The organism is Stenotrophomonas sp. Steno-C18 (genome assembly GCF_056393195.1).
The window spans coordinates 113,869-129,095 of record NZ_JBWJOX010000010.1; the positions used below are offsets into that span (position 1 = coordinate 113,869).

The 15,227-nt window shown below is 68.9% G+C and carries 14 protein-coding genes; 1 reads left to right on the top strand and 13 read right to left on the bottom strand.

Annotated elements, in window-relative coordinates; all coding sequences use genetic code 11:
- Window positions 1-20 precede the first annotated feature (20 nt).
- Window positions 21-560 (bottom strand): fimbrial protein, encoded by a 540-nt coding sequence (locus tag AC06FE_RS17625; protein WP_446541937.1) that lies wholly within the window; start codon window positions 558-560, stop codon window positions 21-23.
- 115 nt (window positions 561-675) lie between these two features.
- The gene (locus AC06FE_RS17630) at window positions 676-963 is read right to left on the bottom strand and encodes a hypothetical protein (RefSeq protein WP_446541938.1); all 288 of its coding nucleotides are present in this window, start codon (window positions 961-963) and stop codon (window positions 676-678) included.
- A 20-nt stretch (window positions 964-983) separates the two neighbouring features.
- Between AC06FE_RS17630 and AC06FE_RS17635 the strand changes: the two genes are divergently transcribed.
- Window positions 984-1,355, top strand: coding sequence for a type 1 fimbrial protein (locus tag AC06FE_RS17635; protein WP_192286709.1), 372 nt, complete (start codon window positions 984-986; stop codon window positions 1,353-1,355).
- A gap of 31 nt (window positions 1,356-1,386) precedes the next feature.
- Here AC06FE_RS17635 and AC06FE_RS17640 read toward each other — a convergent pair whose 3' ends face one another.
- The 11 genes from AC06FE_RS17640 to AC06FE_RS17690 are packed head-to-tail and all read right to left on the bottom strand — an operon-like array spanning window position 1,387 to window position 14,900.
- Window positions 1,387-2,808 (bottom strand): lipid II flippase MurJ, encoded by a 1,422-nt coding sequence (locus tag AC06FE_RS17640; RefSeq protein ID WP_478073768.1) that lies wholly within the window; start codon window positions 2,806-2,808, stop codon window positions 1,387-1,389.
- A 4-nt stretch (window positions 2,809-2,812) separates the two neighbouring features.
- A complete protein-coding gene (locus AC06FE_RS17645; protein ID WP_478073769.1) occupies window positions 2,813-3,634 on the bottom strand; it encodes an acyltransferase in 822 nt (273 codons plus the stop codon).
- Entirely contained in the window at window positions 3,631-5,028 is a 1,398-nt protein-coding gene (locus AC06FE_RS17650) for an O-antigen ligase family protein (protein WP_313252749.1), read from the bottom strand. Before AC06FE_RS17650 ends, AC06FE_RS17645 begins: the two co-directional genes overlap by 4 nt.
- Window positions 5,025-6,131, bottom strand: a complete 1,107-nt coding sequence (locus AC06FE_RS17655) for a glycosyltransferase family 4 protein (protein WP_478073770.1) — start codon at window positions 6,129-6,131, stop codon at window positions 5,025-5,027. Before AC06FE_RS17655 ends, AC06FE_RS17650 begins: the two co-directional genes overlap by 4 nt.
- Window positions 6,122-7,324 carry a glycosyltransferase family 4 protein gene (locus AC06FE_RS17660; RefSeq protein ID WP_478073771.1) on the bottom strand — a complete coding sequence of 401 codons (1,203 nt, stop codon included), beginning with the start codon at window positions 7,322-7,324 and terminating at the stop codon, window positions 6,122-6,124. The genes AC06FE_RS17655 and AC06FE_RS17660 overlap by 10 nt, the downstream gene beginning before the upstream one ends.
- Entirely contained in the window at window positions 7,324-8,682 is a 1,359-nt protein-coding gene (locus AC06FE_RS17665; RefSeq protein WP_478073772.1) for a beta-galactosidase, read from the bottom strand. The genes AC06FE_RS17660 and AC06FE_RS17665 overlap by 1 nt, the downstream gene beginning before the upstream one ends.
- On the bottom strand, window positions 8,679-9,842 hold the full coding sequence (locus AC06FE_RS17670) for a glycosyltransferase (RefSeq protein ID WP_478073773.1): 1,164 nt from the start codon (window positions 9,840-9,842) through the stop codon (window positions 8,679-8,681). Before AC06FE_RS17670 ends, AC06FE_RS17665 begins: the two co-directional genes overlap by 4 nt.
- Entirely contained in the window at window positions 9,843-11,825 is a 1,983-nt protein-coding gene (locus tag AC06FE_RS17675; RefSeq protein ID WP_478073774.1) for a GumC family protein, read from the bottom strand.
- Entirely contained in the window at window positions 11,822-12,607 is a 786-nt protein-coding gene (locus AC06FE_RS17680) for a polysaccharide biosynthesis/export family protein (protein WP_478073775.1), read from the bottom strand. The genes AC06FE_RS17675 and AC06FE_RS17680 overlap by 4 nt, the downstream gene beginning before the upstream one ends.
- Window positions 12,604-13,530: a glycosyltransferase family 2 protein gene (locus AC06FE_RS17685; protein ID WP_478073776.1), complete on the bottom strand. Its 927-nt coding sequence runs from the start codon at window positions 13,528-13,530 to the stop codon at window positions 12,604-12,606. The genes AC06FE_RS17680 and AC06FE_RS17685 overlap by 4 nt, the downstream gene beginning before the upstream one ends.
- On the bottom strand, window positions 13,530-14,900 hold the full coding sequence (locus AC06FE_RS17690; protein WP_225591605.1) for an undecaprenyl-phosphate glucose phosphotransferase: 1,371 nt from the start codon (window positions 14,898-14,900) through the stop codon (window positions 13,530-13,532). Before AC06FE_RS17690 ends, AC06FE_RS17685 begins: the two co-directional genes overlap by 1 nt.
- Window positions 14,901-15,227 lie beyond the last annotated feature (327 nt).

Here is a 15,227-nt window from a genome sequence, read left to right on the forward strand (position 1 = left end):
GGTATCGATGCACGCGATCGTCAGTTGTAGATGATCGTGTACTTGACGCTGCCGGTGACCTCGCCGGCACTGGCTGCCGCGGTGGCGTAGTACTCGGCGTAGTAGTTGAGGTTGGCCGAGCCGTCGGCGGCGACGGTCACCCACTGCGAGTTGGCCTGCGCACTGCCACTGCCCGCGGCCAGCACCGGCAGGAACTGGTTGTTGGACCCCAACAGCTGGATCTGCACATTGCCCGCCGCGTTGGTCGCGGCCTGGTTGAGCAGGCGCCCCGAACCGAAGTCCACGCTCGCGCCCGGCTCGAAGTAGGTCGCCACGTCGCCGGCGCTGCACTGGCTCAGGCTGATCGTGAAGGGCGTGCGGCCTGCGGTGGAGCCGGCGGCGGGCAGCGAGGACTTGGCCACGGTCGGCAGGGTGACGGTGAAGTCCTTGCCCTGTGGCGTGGTGATGTCGCAGGTCTTGTCGGTGACCAGGCCATTGAAGGTGATGGTGCCGTCGGCGGCGTTGGCAGCGGACGTCGCCGCGGCCAGCACCGCGATTGCAAACAAGCGGATCGTGTTCATTCTCGAGATTCCATCCCTGACGGGAGACAGTGGAAGGGGGAGGAGGAAGCAAAGGATTTCGCGGGCCTTTGCCCTCGCCTTGCGTCTCACCTGCACGCGAACGCTTCCTGTGCGATCACGGCGGCGGGAGATTAGCCACGCCCGCCTGCGGGCACCAATCCACGGCACGAATGTCCGTTGTTGACACGGCATCGCGCTTGCCCTCTTTCATGGAAGCGTTGCCAGTGTCCGGCAGACAGCATGCTGCAATACCGCGCCGGATGTCTGTTTTCTTACACCGCTGCATCCGTTCAAACAGCTGAAATACAGCTGTTTGATGCACATCACCCTTTGCCAGTGACGGGCCGTCCAGATCCCGATGTTGCCCCTTACCGAACAGTTGGCGAAGGAGCCAACTGGTCACTCCCCTGCGGAGGACACGTCATGAAAACACCTCTCCTGCTGTGCGTGGCGCTGGTTTCCATCTCTGCAACGGTGCAGGCCAATACCGGCACGATGCGCTTCAACGGGGTCATCGCCGACCCCAGCTGCACGATGCAGCTGTCCGCCACGGCGCAGGAACTGCGCCTGTCCGATTGCCCGGCCTCGGCGGGTGGTGCAGTGATCTCGGTGAAACCGCTAGGTGGCGGCGAAGAGGGGAACGCACGCATGGGCGGCCCCGTCGCAGGCCTTGCCGCACTGTCCGGCGATGATCCGGGTACGGAGCAGCGGGGCATCTCCGCACGCTATCCCCTGCGCGGCGCGCAACAGGCACGCCTGCAGGGCGATTACGTCGTGGTCATTGATTACCCGTGATGGGCTCGGCGGCACGCCGCCGCATCGTCGCTCAGGCCGCGCGGCGCGCCTGTCGCACGCTCCATGCGCCCAGCACCAGCAGCCACAGCGCCGCATGCACCGACGCTGCGCCCAGTTGCAGCCATGGTCCCGGCAACGGGTACAGCAGCAGCGCCGATACCAGCAACGCGATGCTGGCCACCGCAGGCAAGCGCAGGACCCATTGCTGGCCCAGCAAGCGGTACCGATGCAGGAACAGCACGGCGGTGACGAGAATGCCGGCCAGTGCCGCCCAGGCGATGCCGGCCATGCCGGTAACCATGGGCACCAGCAGCAATGCCAGTGCGTTGACCGCGCTGCCAAGCAGCTCGCAGCGCATCGGCAACAGGGTGTCGCCCGCGGCATAGGCATAGCGCGCGAGCAGCGCGTTCCACGCGCCGAACACGATCACGCAGGCGAACCACGCCAGCAGCATCGGCAGCGGCCCCTGCGCCATCCCCGCCGGCAACAGCAGTTGCACCAGCGCGGGCGCGGCGCCGATCAGGCCGGCCGCCGCCGGCACGGTCAATGCGGCGGTGGCCAGCATGCCGACCTGCAGGGCCGCGCGGCGCGCTTGCGGGTCATCGGCCAGCCGGGTCATGCGCGCCAGCACCACCTGGTTCAGGCTCATCAGTGCGACCAGCGGCAGGTTGACCAGCTTGCGTGCCAGGTTGACCAGCGTGATCGCCCCTTCGCCGAGAAAGGACGCGCAGATGCGTTCCAGCAGCACCAGTCCCTGGCTGGCGCCGGCGCTGGCCAGCAATGGCGCCAGACGGCGGTACAGCAGCGCGATGTCCTGCGCCTGCCACTGCCAACGCCAGGGGCGCCAACCGCTGCGCCACAGCAGCGGCAGCATCGAGGCCAGCATCAGCACCGCGCCGAGGACGAAGGCCCAGGCCAGGCGGTGTTCGTCGGTGCTGCCACGCTGCAGCAGCAACAGCACCACCGCAGGCAGGTTGTAGAGGAACGAGCCCAGGCCGGCGACCAGGAAGCGCTCCTGCGCCTGGGCCACGGCCGCGGCCAGGGCATGCAGCAGCAGCAACGGCACGCTGGCCGCCAGGATCGTCAGGCTGGCCGAGGCATCGTGCTGCGCGGAAGCGGACAGGCCCGGGCCGATCAGCCGCACCCACAACGGTGCGGCAATCGCCAACAGCACCGCCAGCGCAAGGCCCAGCAGCACCAGGCTCGATACCTGCGCGGACAACCAACCCACGCGCCGTTCGCCGGCCAGTTGCTGGTACAGCGGCAGCGCCGCCGAGGACAACAACCCGGCGGCCAGCGTCATGCGGATCGCCTCGGGCAGGAACATGCCGACCAGGAACGCATCGGTGCGCGCGCCCGCCCCCCAGGCATCGACCAACAGCCACTCGCGGCCGAAGCCGAGCGCCAGCCCGGCGATGGTCGCCAGCGTCAGCCAGAGCGTGGCGCGGAACATCGGCTCAGTGCAGCAGGGTCAGCAGGTTCTTGCCGCCCACCTTGTAATTGAGGTTGTGCGGCCGCTCACCCATCGGCTTGGCACCGCTGCCGCCGATGATCTTGTAGGGCGCGACTTCCTTGGCGACCACGGTGTTGGCGGTGATCACGCAGCCGCGTCCCAGGTGCGCGCCATGCGCCACCAGCGCGCGGCTGGCGATCCACACGTAGTCCTCGATCACGATCGGCGCGGACACCGACCAGAACTCCGGCGCGGTCAGGTCATGGGTGCCGGCGATGATCAGCACGTGCGAGGCGATGGCGACGTGGTCGCCGATGCGCAGCCCGGCGCGTGCGTCGATCTGGCAATGCCAGGCGATGACGCTGTCCTTGCCGATCACCAGGTTGTTCACGCCCAGCACCTCGGTGTTGCGCCAGATGGTGGAGCCCTCGCCGATCTTCGCCCCGCCGATGCGCAGCCAGGTCAGCCGCACCCAGTGGAACGGCACCTTGTTGATGGCGATGTTGTAGACCTGTTCCCACAGCCGCAGGCAACGGTCCTTCAGCGTGGCCCAGTTCTTGCCGTAACGCGGCACCAGCTGGGTGGGCACCTCGCCCTTGAGCTCGTGGTACAGGCGCCGGCCCAACGGGTCCTGCAGGGTCGGCTCGATGTCCACCGAACAGATCGAGACGCGTACTTCGTCGCCGCTGGGTTCCTCGAACGCGCCCTCGTTGGCCAGCAGCCATTCGTAGGCGGCCAGCAGCGCCGCCGTGTCCACGCCCATGCGCGCGGCATAGTCGCCCAGCCGCGAGCGCAGGTCCGTCGAATGGAAAATACGATGTCTCATGCCTGCTTCCTCGAAGACGATGACGGACGGCCTGGCGCATCGGCCGGCACGGCAGCGGCGCTCTGCAGCCCCATGCCCATCACCAGCCAGAACAGTGCGACCAGCACCATGGTGAAACTGTAGTAGTGATCGATCAGGCCGGTGACCAGCGCGGCCAGCAGGCCGGTGGTACAGCCCATCCACATGCCATTGCGTGCATCGATGGCTGTGACCTTGCCCTGCGGACGCACCTGCTTCCACCAGCGCCAGGTCACCACGCCGTACAGCAGCATGCCGAGCAGGCCCAGCTTGTACATGTAGTACAGCCACAGGTTGGAGATGCCGAGCAGGCCGCTGCCCGGGACCGGCGGCTCGGTACGGAAGCCGATGCCCAGCGGATAGCGGGCCACCGCCTCGGGGAAGCGCTTGTACTCGTCCACGCGCACTTCGGTACTGGCATTGTCGGAGGAGAACATGGTGGCCAGGCGGTCCTGCAGCGGCGGGTAGCTCACCGCCAGCACCACGCCGCCCAGCACCCCGGCCAGCACCATCGCCCGCGCGTAGGGCACGCGCAGCCACGACAGCCACAGCAGCATCACGCCGATGGCCAGGATGGCGCCGCGCGAGCTGCTCAACAGCAGCGCCGCCGTGCCCAACACCGCCACCGCCGCGCCGAGCAGGCGCCGCCAGCCGTGCTGGTAAAGGGCATGGAACGCCGCCATCGGCACGAACAGGGCCATCGCGCCGCCGGTCAGGTTGGGATGCACCCACGGGGTGCCCAGGCGCGCGTTCTCGGCGCTGAAGATGTCCAGCAGGGCTTCCGGGTGCGCGTACCGCGCCTTCTCCAGGATCGGGATCATGTCCAGCGCGCTGCGCGACTTGATGAACATGCCGAGCGAGAGCAGCAGCATGGCCAGGTTGCCCAGCAGCAGCATCACCATCAGCTGCTCGCGTTGCTTCTGCTGCGACAGCATCAACGGTGCCAGCAGCAGCGGCGACAGGTTGGCCAGCCAGCGCACCCAGTTCACCGGTCCATTGCCATCGGCCACCACCATCACCTGGCCGACCAGGAACGGAAACGCGCTGAAGGCCATCAACAACAGCAGCGAACGCTCCACCCCGCCCCAGTCCGGACGCTCCAGCTTCTGGAAGAACAACTGCAGCATCACCCCGGCCCAGGTCAGGCCCAGCATCGCCTCGGCCACGGTGAAGCGGATGCCGACCTGCAACGTGCTGTACGGCATGAACGTGGCCGACAACGCGAACAGGGACAGGCCGACCACCGGCCAGCGCAGCACCACCAGCGCCGCCGGAAAGCCCGCCAGCAGCACGAAGAACTTGGACGGCGGCAGCACCAGCAGCAGGCTGCCGAACAACACCCCGCACAGCACCGCGACGGTGGTGCCCAGCTTCACCGCAGCACCTCGTCCAGCAACTGCAGCACGCGCTGCTGGTAGTGCGCCGGCGCGTAGCGCGCCGCCGCGGCCTGCAGCACGGCAACGCTTTCCTCCGCGCGCCGGCCGGTGGCCGCATCCCGCAATGCTTCGCGCAGCGCGTCGGCATCGCGGGGGTCGAAACGCAACGCCTGGCGCGGGGTGATTTCATCCAGCGCGCTGCCGGTGGCCACCGCCACCGGGGTGCCACAGGCCAGCGCCTCGATCACCGGCAGGCCGAAGCCCTCGGCAGTAGCCGGGTGCCACAACCGTTCGGCGTCGTGGTACAGCCGCGACAACGCGGCATCGCTCAGGCCGCTGCGCCAGTACAGGCCCGGCAGGTCGGCCAACCATTCCGGCACGTCGCCCGGGTCGCCCACCAGCACCAGGTCCGGCAGCAGCAGGCCGCCGTCACGCAGGGCCTGCCAGTGTTCGAGCAGGAAGGGAATGTTCTTGCGGGGCTCGCGGGTGCCCACCACCAGCCAGTAACGGCGCGGCAGGGTCGGGTCACGCAGGGGGTCCGGCGTGGCCAGGGCAGCCACCGCATTGGGCAACACCGCGAGCTTGCCGGCGCTGCGCGGGAACAGCCGCGCAGCCTGCCCCGCGCTGTACTGCGACGGCGTCCAGATCGCGTCGGCCGCGCGCAGCGCGTGGCCGATCAGCGTCCTGTCCATCGTGCCGTACACCCGCCCATGCAACCAGCTGGCATGCCGCCCGGCCAGGGTCAGCTGGAACAGGTCGTGCAGCAGCTGCACCTGGTGCTTGAGCCCGCGCGGACGCGGCCACGGCAGGCCGCTGTTGGCGGTGGCGATGTACAGGTCGATGCCCTGCCCGGCCAGCGCCTTGGGCAGGAAGCCGACCTCGAACGCCAGCCGCGCCTGCGGCCGGTGCAGGCCCGCGGCCGGGACGTCCTGCGCGGGGCAGCAGGCGATCGCGCGGTGCGGATGCTGCAGCGGTGCCATGCTGAAACGCACCAGCTCGCCACGACCGCTGGCCAGCAGGGCCTGCTCCAGCGCCAGCACCTGGCGGGCGATGCCCGAGTACGGCGCGGCGGTCACCGGGCGGTAGTCGATGCCTATGCGCATGTCAGCTCCGCGTAGACGGCTTCGAGCTGGTCGGCCGAGCGGCTCCAGTCGTGGTGCTGGCGCACGTAGTCGCGCCCGGCCTCGCCCAGGGCATGTGCCTGGGCAGGATCCTCCAGCAGCTGCCGCAGCGCCGCCACCAGCGCGTCGGCCTGCGCGCCACCGGCGTAATGCACCCCCGGCTGCACGGCCAGGCCCGACACCGCCTGCGGCGTGGCCACCAGCGGCAGCCCGGCGGCCATCGCCTCCAGCACCTTCAGCTTGGACCCGCCGCCATCGCGCAACGCGGCCAGGAACACACTGCTCTGCGCCTGCACGCCCTGCAGCCGCGGCACGAAGCCGCGCCACTCGATGCGCGGGTCGGTCCAGCGCCCGGCCCATTGCGTCGGCAATGCGTGCCCGCACAGGCACAGGCGCACGTCCGGCAAATGCTTCCAGAGCGCGGGCATGATCACGTCCAGCATCCACTCCACCGCATCGATGTTGGGCGCGTACTCGAAGTTGCCGATGAACAGCACGCGGCGTTGCCCTGGATCAGGCACCACGTCGGCGAACGCCGCGGTGTCGGTGCCGTTGACCACCACCGCCACCGGTTGCCGGCTGTACGGCGCAAACACCTGCGCATCCTCGCCGGTCAATGCGATCACCTTGCGCGCGGCCGACAGCACCTGCCGCTCCCAGCGCTGGTAGCGCCCGCGGTCGAGCCCGGCCAGGGGCCGCAGCACCGCCGGCAGGCGACTGTAGGTCACCTCGGCCAGCGTGGATTCCACGTTGTGCTCGCTGACGATGAAGTCACGCTGGTGGCGGCGCAGCGGCGCGCGGCACGGTTCGTACATGTAGGAGTGTTCCAGCTGCACCACGTCCCACGGCTCGGCCAGCAGGCGGTCCAGTGCCCGCGCGAAGGCCGGTGCATGGCCGTTGACCGAGGCCAGCAACGGCACCGGCGACAACAGCGCCGCCGTCAGGGTGCGAACGGATTTCAGCGGGCGTCGCTCCAGCACCACCAGCCGCTCCAGCAGGGGTTCCAGGTGCTCGCGCGCCTGGCGGTCCAGCGGCACCTTGCTCTGCACCAGCAATGTGATGCGGTGGCCGCGTGCGGCCAGGCAACGCAGCAGGTGGTACTGGCGCAGCTTGCCACCGCTGGTGGTCGGCCACGGCAGGTACGGCATCACCCAGAGCAGGCGCAGCGGTCGCATCACCACTCCAGGATCGACAGCGTGGTGCCGACCGGCACGGCCAGGCTGCCGGCGTCGGCCTGCAATGCCCGCACGCCACCGCCCAGGACATCGTGCAGCTGTGCATGCTCCACGCCGCGCAGCTGCACCTGGCCGGGCGCGTCGGCCCAGAAGAACCACAGGCGACGGCCATCCTCGCGTTGCCAGGCGATGCTGACCAACCCCGGCGGCACCGTGGCCAGCGCCGGCGCCTTGCCCGGCGTGATGCGGGGGCCGGTCAGGCGCAGCATGCGCTGCACGGCGGCGTAGACGGGCTTGGGCTGGGCGCGTTCGTCCAGCAGGCCGTAGCGACGGTCGCGCGCGCCGGCGCGGCTGTCCAGGTCGCTCAACGCGAACAGGAACACCTTGTCGTAGTCCAGCGCGCTCATCAGCGCCAGCCGGCGGGTGACGTAGTCGGCCTGGCCCTGCACGCCGATGATCGGCTGCTCTTCCTTGGGACCGTCGTAGCTCGACCAGCCCCATTCGTCGGCCCAGATGGCGTGTGCGCCGGCCGCGCGCAGCGCGGCGTTGCCCTGCTGCGCACGCAGGATGAAATCCATCGCCTTCGGGTCGTCGCCCTCCGGGTACAGCGAATACGGGTGGTAGGCGGTGATCACGTCCAGCGAATACAGGCCGCCCTTGGCCAGCTCCTCCACCATCAGGCCACCGCCACGGGTCGGCATCTGGCTGAAGTAGCCCATGCCGCCGAGCACGACCTGGCGGCCCGGCGCACCGGTGCGCATCGCGTTGACGGAGGTCAGCAGCAACCGGCCATAGGCCGCCGGGTCCTCGCGCGGACGCCAGAACGCCGGCAGGTTGGGTTCGTTCCAGACCTGCCAGGCATCGACCTGCGGGTAGCGCTGGGCCAGCAGCACCAGCGCCTTGGCGTACAGCGCCGGATCCTTGGGCGGGTACTGGTCCGGATGCGGGCTGCCGGCCGGGGCCGAGGTCGCATGCGGCGCCGAACCCACCAGGTACACCTCGGCCTTCAGGCCACGGCGCTGGATCTCGGCCATCAACGGATCCAGCACGTCCCAGCGGAACACGCCTTCGCGCGGCTCGATGGTGTCCCAGTGCAGGTCCACGCGTACCCATTGCAGGCCCAACGCCTGCAGCTGGTCCATCTGCTGCCGGTAACGCGCCGGTTCGAACCAGAGGAAATGCGCGTTCACGCCCAGGAAATCGCGCCACTCCACCGCGCGCGGCGGCACCAGCTCCATCGCCGGGCGTTCGCCCTTGGCACAGGCACTGACCCCGCCGAGCAGGGCCGCCAGCGCCACCAGCAGCAGCGCCGCGCGCCGCCACCACCGTTTCGCGGGACGGGCAGTTGCAAGGTTCATCGTCCACTCTCCTGCAACGAGGCGAACAGCGCCGCGAACTGCGCGGCGATACGCGGCCATTGCCGTTGTTGTCCCAGCGCCGCGGCACCGGCGGACCAGGCCGTGGCCTGTGCCGGCGCATCGACCAGCGCGATGATCCGCCCGGCCAGCGCGGTGGGGTCGCCCTGCGCGAACACCACGCCGTTGCCGTGCGACACCTCCTCGGCAAAGGCACGCGCATCGGAGGCGATCACGCCCCGGCCGCAGGCATTGGCCCAGGACAGCGCACCACTGGTGCCACGCATGCGCCCGAGCAGGGCCAGCTTCTTCGAATCGCGATAAGGCAGCAGCATCACGTGGTGGTCCTGCACGCAGGACACGATCTGCGCGGCGGGCAGGTCCAGCCGCCACTGGATCCAGTCACCGACGCCCAGCCGCTGCGCACGCTCGCGCAGTTCGGCCACATAGTCCCCGCGGCTGCCGAAGGCCAGCTCCGGCGCGCTGCCGCCGGCCATGGTCAGGCGCACCGCGGCCTCCGGCCGTTGCCGGCGCACCAGCGCCAGGGCATCGAGCAGGTCCTCGATGCCCTTGCCCGGGTAGATGAAACCGAAGTACAGCAGCTGCAGCGGCGTCGCCTCCGGCAACGGCTGCGGCGCGAACACGCCATTGCCGTGCGCGATGAAATGCACCTTGTCCGCGGCTAGCTGCATGCGTTCGACCAGCACCTGTCCGCCGGTGCGGGTCAGCGTGACCACGGCATCGAGCTGACGCGCCAACGCGCGTTCGCGCGCCAGCGTGCGGCGGTCCTGCGACAGCGCCAGCAGCTGCGGCAACGGCCGCGGTGCGGCGGCCAGCCAGCGCCCCAGCCCGCGCGGCGGGCTGGGCGAACGCCAGATCAGGCGCTCCGGGTCATGCACGGTCGCGCTCAATGGCAGCCGCGGGAAGCGTGCGCGCAATTGCTCCAGCGCCACGAACTCCGGCCCGCGGCCACCGCCCAGTTCGGCGTGCACCCCGTCGATGCCCTGCCAGAAGCCGGCATCGGCGGTGTCCCATTGCCCTTGCCGCTGCGGCGGCACCACCACCTCCACCCCGGTGCCGCGCACGGCCGTCATCCATGCCTGTGCATAGTCGGCGATGCCGTTCTGCAACGGCGGCAACGGCGCGAGCAGGGCAAGCCGCACTCAGTACGCCCCGAGCCAACGGCTGATCGGCTTCCAGTAACGCGGCGGGATCTCGAACACGCGGCGGTTCAGCACCACGCCATCGACATGGCCCAGCGCGTCGCGCAGCAGCGCGATCGCGTTCTCCACCGCCGGTAGCGTGGTGCTGCGGGTCTTCACCACCAGCACGATGCGGTCGCAGCCGCGCAGCTGGATCAGCGCGTTCTCGTCGCTGACCGGCGGTGCCTGCACCAGCACCACCTCGCCGGGGCCGGCCGGCAGCTGGCCATCGCGCACGCTGTAGCCCTGCTGGCGCAGCACGATGGCCAGGCGCGAGGCGATGAAGCTCACGCCTTCGCCACTGCGGCTGGACGTGAGGCCCACCGACAGCCCCTGCGCGGCGATCTGCTCCAGCGGCAGCCGGCAGTAGATGCGGTACAGCGCGGCACGCAGCGGCTGCGAGCCGTCCACGTCGTGCAGGATCTCCGGCACCGTCGCCAGCAAGGGCACGCCCAGGGTCTTCTCCAGGCGGCCGCCGTCATGGATGCGCTGGTCCATCAGGTACAGCAGAAACACCACCACCAGCGCCACCGCGAACGCCACCGGAATCGACAGCAGCAGCATCAGCATGCTCTTGGGGAACACGCGCGACGGGGTGAAGCTGGACTGCCCGACCAGCGCCACGTTGCTCAACCGGGCACGGTTGAGGTCGCGGATCACGCGTGCGCGCAGCAGGTAGTCCGAGTACTGGGCAAAGGTCTTCTCCGCCGAGGACAGCTCCAGGCTCAACCGCGACAGCGACGGCTCGGCCGACATCACTTCCTCGCGCTCGCCCTGCAGCTGCTTGATCTGGCTGTCGATCTCGGCGACGTTGGCATCGATCTTGGCCACGTTGAGGCGCGCGTCCTGCATGTCCTGGCGCAAGCGCGCACCCAGCGCGTTCGGCGCGACGTTGCGCGAGCGCACCACGTTGCCGTCCACGCCGTTGATCTCCGCTTCCAGCGCGGCGATGCTCTCGTCCAGCGCACGCACCGGCGGTGCGCCTTCCTTGAAGTTGCGCAACAGGTCCAGGCGTTGCTGCTTGAGCCCGTTCAACTTCAGCTTCAGGTCCTCGCGCTCCGGATTGAGGCTGATCTCGCGCTCGGTCACCACCTCACCGGCCACCGCCGGCAGCTGCCGGCCGGCCGAGCCAAGGATGCCCACCAGCGCCTCGCGCTCGGCCTGCAGCTCGCGGCGCTGGCGGTACAGCTTCTGCAGCTGGTCGGTGACGTCCTCAATGCGCTGCTCCACGCTGGTGGCGTCGATCACCCGCAACTGCTCGCGCAGCTGGCGCTTGAGCGCGATGATGCTGTCGTTGAGCTCGCGGTTCTGTTCTTCGTAGAAATTGAACAACGCCTCGCCGCCGGCGGCCTTGGCGCGCTCGTCGAAGTAGGCATCCACCCAGGCGCGGGAAATGCCCTGGGCCACGTGCGGGTCGTTCCAGCTGACCCGCATCTCCATCACGTTGGAGCCGGGGTCATGGCTGACCTGCAGCTTCTTGGCCAGGCGTGCGGCCAGTCGGTCCGCCACCGGCGCCTCGTCCATCAGGCCGATGCCGACCAGCACGTTGCGCAGCATCTCCTTGCACCAGGACAGCGCCTGGCCCATGCGGAACTTGAACAGGGCCCAGCCCCCCTTCGGCGGCACCGAGGACATCGCCAGGTAGGTCTGCGCCACCTTCAGCATCACCGGTGCACTGGTGGCCATCTTCTCCTCGTCCAGCAGCGGGTCGCGCTGCGGGCTCTGCTGCACGAAGCCGGCGTCCGGGCCCGGTTGCACCGGCAGCTGCACGCTGGCGCTCTCGGTCGGCTTGACCAGCAGGCGGGCATCGGAGACGTAGCGGTTGGGCAGCAGGAACGCGCCCAGGATCACCACGGCCAGGGTCGCCAGCAGGGCGAGCTTGAACTCCCTGCCGAAGATGAAGAGCAGGCGCAGCGCGTCGCGCAGGCTACGGATCTCGATCACGGGACGCTCCCGTCGGGGGTGTTGATCTTGTAGGAAGGTTCGTTGATCTGGTAGTTCGCCGACGCGCCGAAACCACGGAACATCAGCAGCTGGCCGACGTACATGTCCACGCGCTGGATTGCATTGCCGATGCGCGAGCTCGGCACGAACACCAGGTCACCGCGCTGCAGCCCGATGCTGCGGCTGCCATTGGTACCGGCGCCCAGCAGCGCCGCGTAGTCGAAGAAGTACACCTGCTGCATGCCCTGCTCGTCCTGGCGCACCAGCGCCACGTGGCGGCTGTCGGCGGTGGGCAGCACGCCGCCGGTGGCGGTGATGGCCTGGGCGACATTGACCGTCGAGCCCAGGTCGAACACGCCCGGGTTGCGCACCGCGCCGCCCACGTAGACGCGGCTGCCGGGCGCCTCGGCGATGTTCACCGTCACCTTCGGTTCGCGGTAGATCGCATCCAGCCGCCGGGTGATCTCATCGCCCACGTCCTCCGGAGTGCGGCCACCGGCCTTGACCGTGCCGATGAACGGATAGGCGATCATCCCGTCCGGGCGCACCCGGTACAGCGTGGCCTCATCCTTCTCGGCCGGGGTCTGCGCATCGCGCACGATCCGCAGCACGTCGCCGGTGTAGACCCGCAGCACCGGCGCCGGCAACTGCTCGGGGCTGAAGTTGGTGATCTGGCCCTGCTCGATCACCTTGCCCGAAGGCAGCTTGACGACGTTGGGCATCGCGCACGCCGTGCACAGCATCGCCAACAACGCCATCACCATCACTCTGCTCGTATTCACTGCTGCCTCCAGTAACCGGGGAACATGCTGACCCTGCGCTTGACCGCCAATGGCAGCCTGCGTTCCAGGTGCCCCAATCGATAACCCAACAGTTTCGCAGCACTGCGTAACAGTGCGCCGGGAACCCGCATCCACTGCCGCTCGCGCCGCAGCGCAGCCAGCTCCGACCTGACGAAGCGCCCGCCCTCGCCGCCGGCGCGCCCGAAGCGCTCGGCGATCCAGCGCTCGCGCGAATAGAACACGCCGATGTCGAAGTAGCGGCGGAACTCCTCGGCGATGGAGTAGTCGTGCGAATGCCAGGCCTGCGCGTCGGCGACGTAGTTCACCGCATAGCCATCCAACAGCATGCGCCCTGCCACGTGCGCGTCCTCGCTGCCGATCACGTCCTGCGGGAAGCCACCCACCGCGACCAGCGCGTCCATGCGGTAGGCGCAGAACGCATCGGAGGAGAAGCAGGTCTTGATGCCCAGCTCGCCGGCATCGGCCAGGCGCTTGATGCGCCCCTGCGCCGGGTAATTGAACGCCCGTGCATGCCGCGCCAGCACGCCGGCCTCCGGATGCGGCAGCTGGCGCCCGTAGGCCACGCCGATGTCATCGGCCGCATACAGGCCGTCGACCAGCCTGGCCAACGCGTCCGGCGGCACCGGGATCGCGTCCTGGGTCATGTAGATCAGCACGTCGGCCTCAACCAGCGTGGACGCCCAGCCGCGCGTACCGCCGTGGTTGAAGGTGGCCGCGTCGATCTCCACCACGCGTGCGCCGAACGCACGCCAGCGCGCCACGCTCTGGTCACGCGAGGCGCTGTCGATGACCAGGATCTCGTCCGGCTGCAGGCTCTGCGCCCGCAGCGCCGGCAACATGCGCTCCAGGAACGGCTCGCCGTTGCGCACCGGGATCACCAGCACCACGCGCCGGGCGGCCATCAGTACGCCGCCTTCATCGACAGGACCGCCGGCAGGGTGCGCAGCAGGATGAAGATGTCCAAGCCCAGCGACCAGTTCTCGATATAGGCCAGGTCGTACTCCACGCGCTTCTGGATCTTCTCCAGCGTGTCGGTCTCGCCGCGATAGCCATGCACCTGCGCCAACCCGGTGATGCCGGGCTTGACCTTGTGCCGGGCCACGTAATCGGCCACGGCCTCCTCGAACGGGATGTCGGCCGCCTTGGTCGCAGTGGCATGCGGGCGTGGGCCCACCATCGACATGCTGCCGGCCAGCACGTTGAACAACTGCGGCAGCTCGTCGATGCTGCTCTTGCGGATGAAGCGGCCGACCCGGGTCACGCGCGGGTCGCCTGCGCGGGTCTGCACCGCGGCGTCCATGTCGCGCTGGTCGTGGTACATCGAGCGGAACTTGTAGACCTCGATCAGCTGCTGGTTGTAGCCGTAGCGGCGCTGCCGGAACAGCACCGGCCCGCGCGAATCCAGCTTGATCAGCGCCGCCACCAGCACCATCAGCGGTGACAGCAACAGCAGCGCCAGCGACGCCAGCACCAGGTCCTCGGCACGCTTGTAGGCCGGCGCCCAGCCCTGCAGCGGCGGCTCGGACACCACCAGCATCGGCACGTCGGAGATCTCGGCCACGCGCGGCAGCGCATAGTTGAAGGCCTGCATCTCCGGCACCAGGAACACCTCCACCGGCATCTTGCGCAGCAGCGCGACGTAGTGGTGGTTGCGGCTTTCGGCGCTGGCCGGCAGCGCCATCAGCACCTGGTCGACCTCGTTGGCGCGGATCAGCTGCTCCAGCAACGCGAAGTTGCCGATCAGCTGCGGGCGCAGGCTGGAGTCGATGCGGTCCGGCGCGCGGTCATCGATGAAGCCCAGCAGGCCGGAGCTGATGTCCGCGTTCTGCTGCATGTGGCGGGCCAGGCGGCCACCGTTCTCGGTCGCACCGAGGATCACCGAACGGCCCACGAAGTGGCCCTGGCGTATCTGCCGCTGGAAGAAGATCAGCATCACCAGCCGCCCGGCCAGCAACAGCAGCAAGGTGGCCCCGTACCAGAGCACGGCCATCTTGATCGGCAGGTAGGCGATCACCCGGAACAGCGTGTGCAGCAGCAACACCAGTCCGAAGCTGGCCGACCACGCCACCACCGTCGTGCGCAGCATCAGCTGGTTGCTGAACATCTCGCGCCCGTACAGGCCGAAGGCGCCGAACACCAGCACGGTGAGCAGGCCCGCGGCGGCGGAGAGCGCGAGATAGGTGCGGATCGCGCCACCGGCATGCACCTGCATCAACCACAGGATCAGCAGCGCCGGCGCCATCGCCGCACAGAAGTGGAACACGCGCGCCATCAATCGCGACCAACGCGTCACCGCGGGCCGAGTGTTCGCAAACAATGCTTCTGAAAACGGTAAGCGCATTACGAGGCTTGGCCTTCGTCGACGAATCCGAAAGACGGCCAGCCACCACCTGGCAATCCGGACCTGTCATGACAACCTGCACGACAAACGGCTCAACCACGCGGTAGCCCGCCTTCCCCCCATTGGGCAAAACGGATCAGATCCCACTCCTGTGATCGATCAAACCGCATTGCCTGTCCCAATGGCAATACAATAGCGTGACGCCCTTCACGTTTGGAAGTCGGAATTTTCCTTACCGGCCTGCGTTCATTCGCAGGC

Coding starts and splice junctions, on each gene's coding strand:
- AC06FE_RS17625 (WP_446541937.1), bottom strand. CDS start 560: ATGAACACGATCCGCTTGTTTGCAATCGCGGTGCTGGCCGCGGCGACG.
- AC06FE_RS17635 (WP_192286709.1), top strand. CDS start 984: ATGAAAACACCTCTCCTGCTGTGCGTGGCGCTGGTTTCCATCTCTGCA.
- AC06FE_RS17640 (WP_478073768.1), bottom strand. CDS start 2,808: ATGTTCCGCGCCACGCTCTGGCTGACGCTGGCGACCATCGCCGGGCTG.
- AC06FE_RS17645 (WP_478073769.1), bottom strand. CDS start 3,634: ATGAGACATCGTATTTTCCATTCGACGGACCTGCGCTCGCGGCTGGGC.
- AC06FE_RS17655 (WP_478073770.1), bottom strand. CDS start 6,131: ATGCGCATAGGCATCGACTACCGCCCGGTGACCGCCGCGCCGTACTCG.
- AC06FE_RS17660 (WP_478073771.1), bottom strand. CDS start 7,324: ATGCGACCGCTGCGCCTGCTCTGGGTGATGCCGTACCTGCCGTGGCCG.
- AC06FE_RS17665 (WP_478073772.1), bottom strand. CDS start 8,682: ATGAACCTTGCAACTGCCCGTCCCGCGAAACGGTGGTGGCGGCGCGCG.
- AC06FE_RS17685 (WP_478073776.1), bottom strand. CDS start 13,530: ATGGCCGCCCGGCGCGTGGTGCTGGTGATCCCGGTGCGCAACGGCGAG.
- AC06FE_RS17690 (WP_225591605.1), bottom strand. CDS start 14,900: ATGGCGCGCGTGTTCCACTTCTGTGCGGCGATGGCGCCGGCGCTGCTG.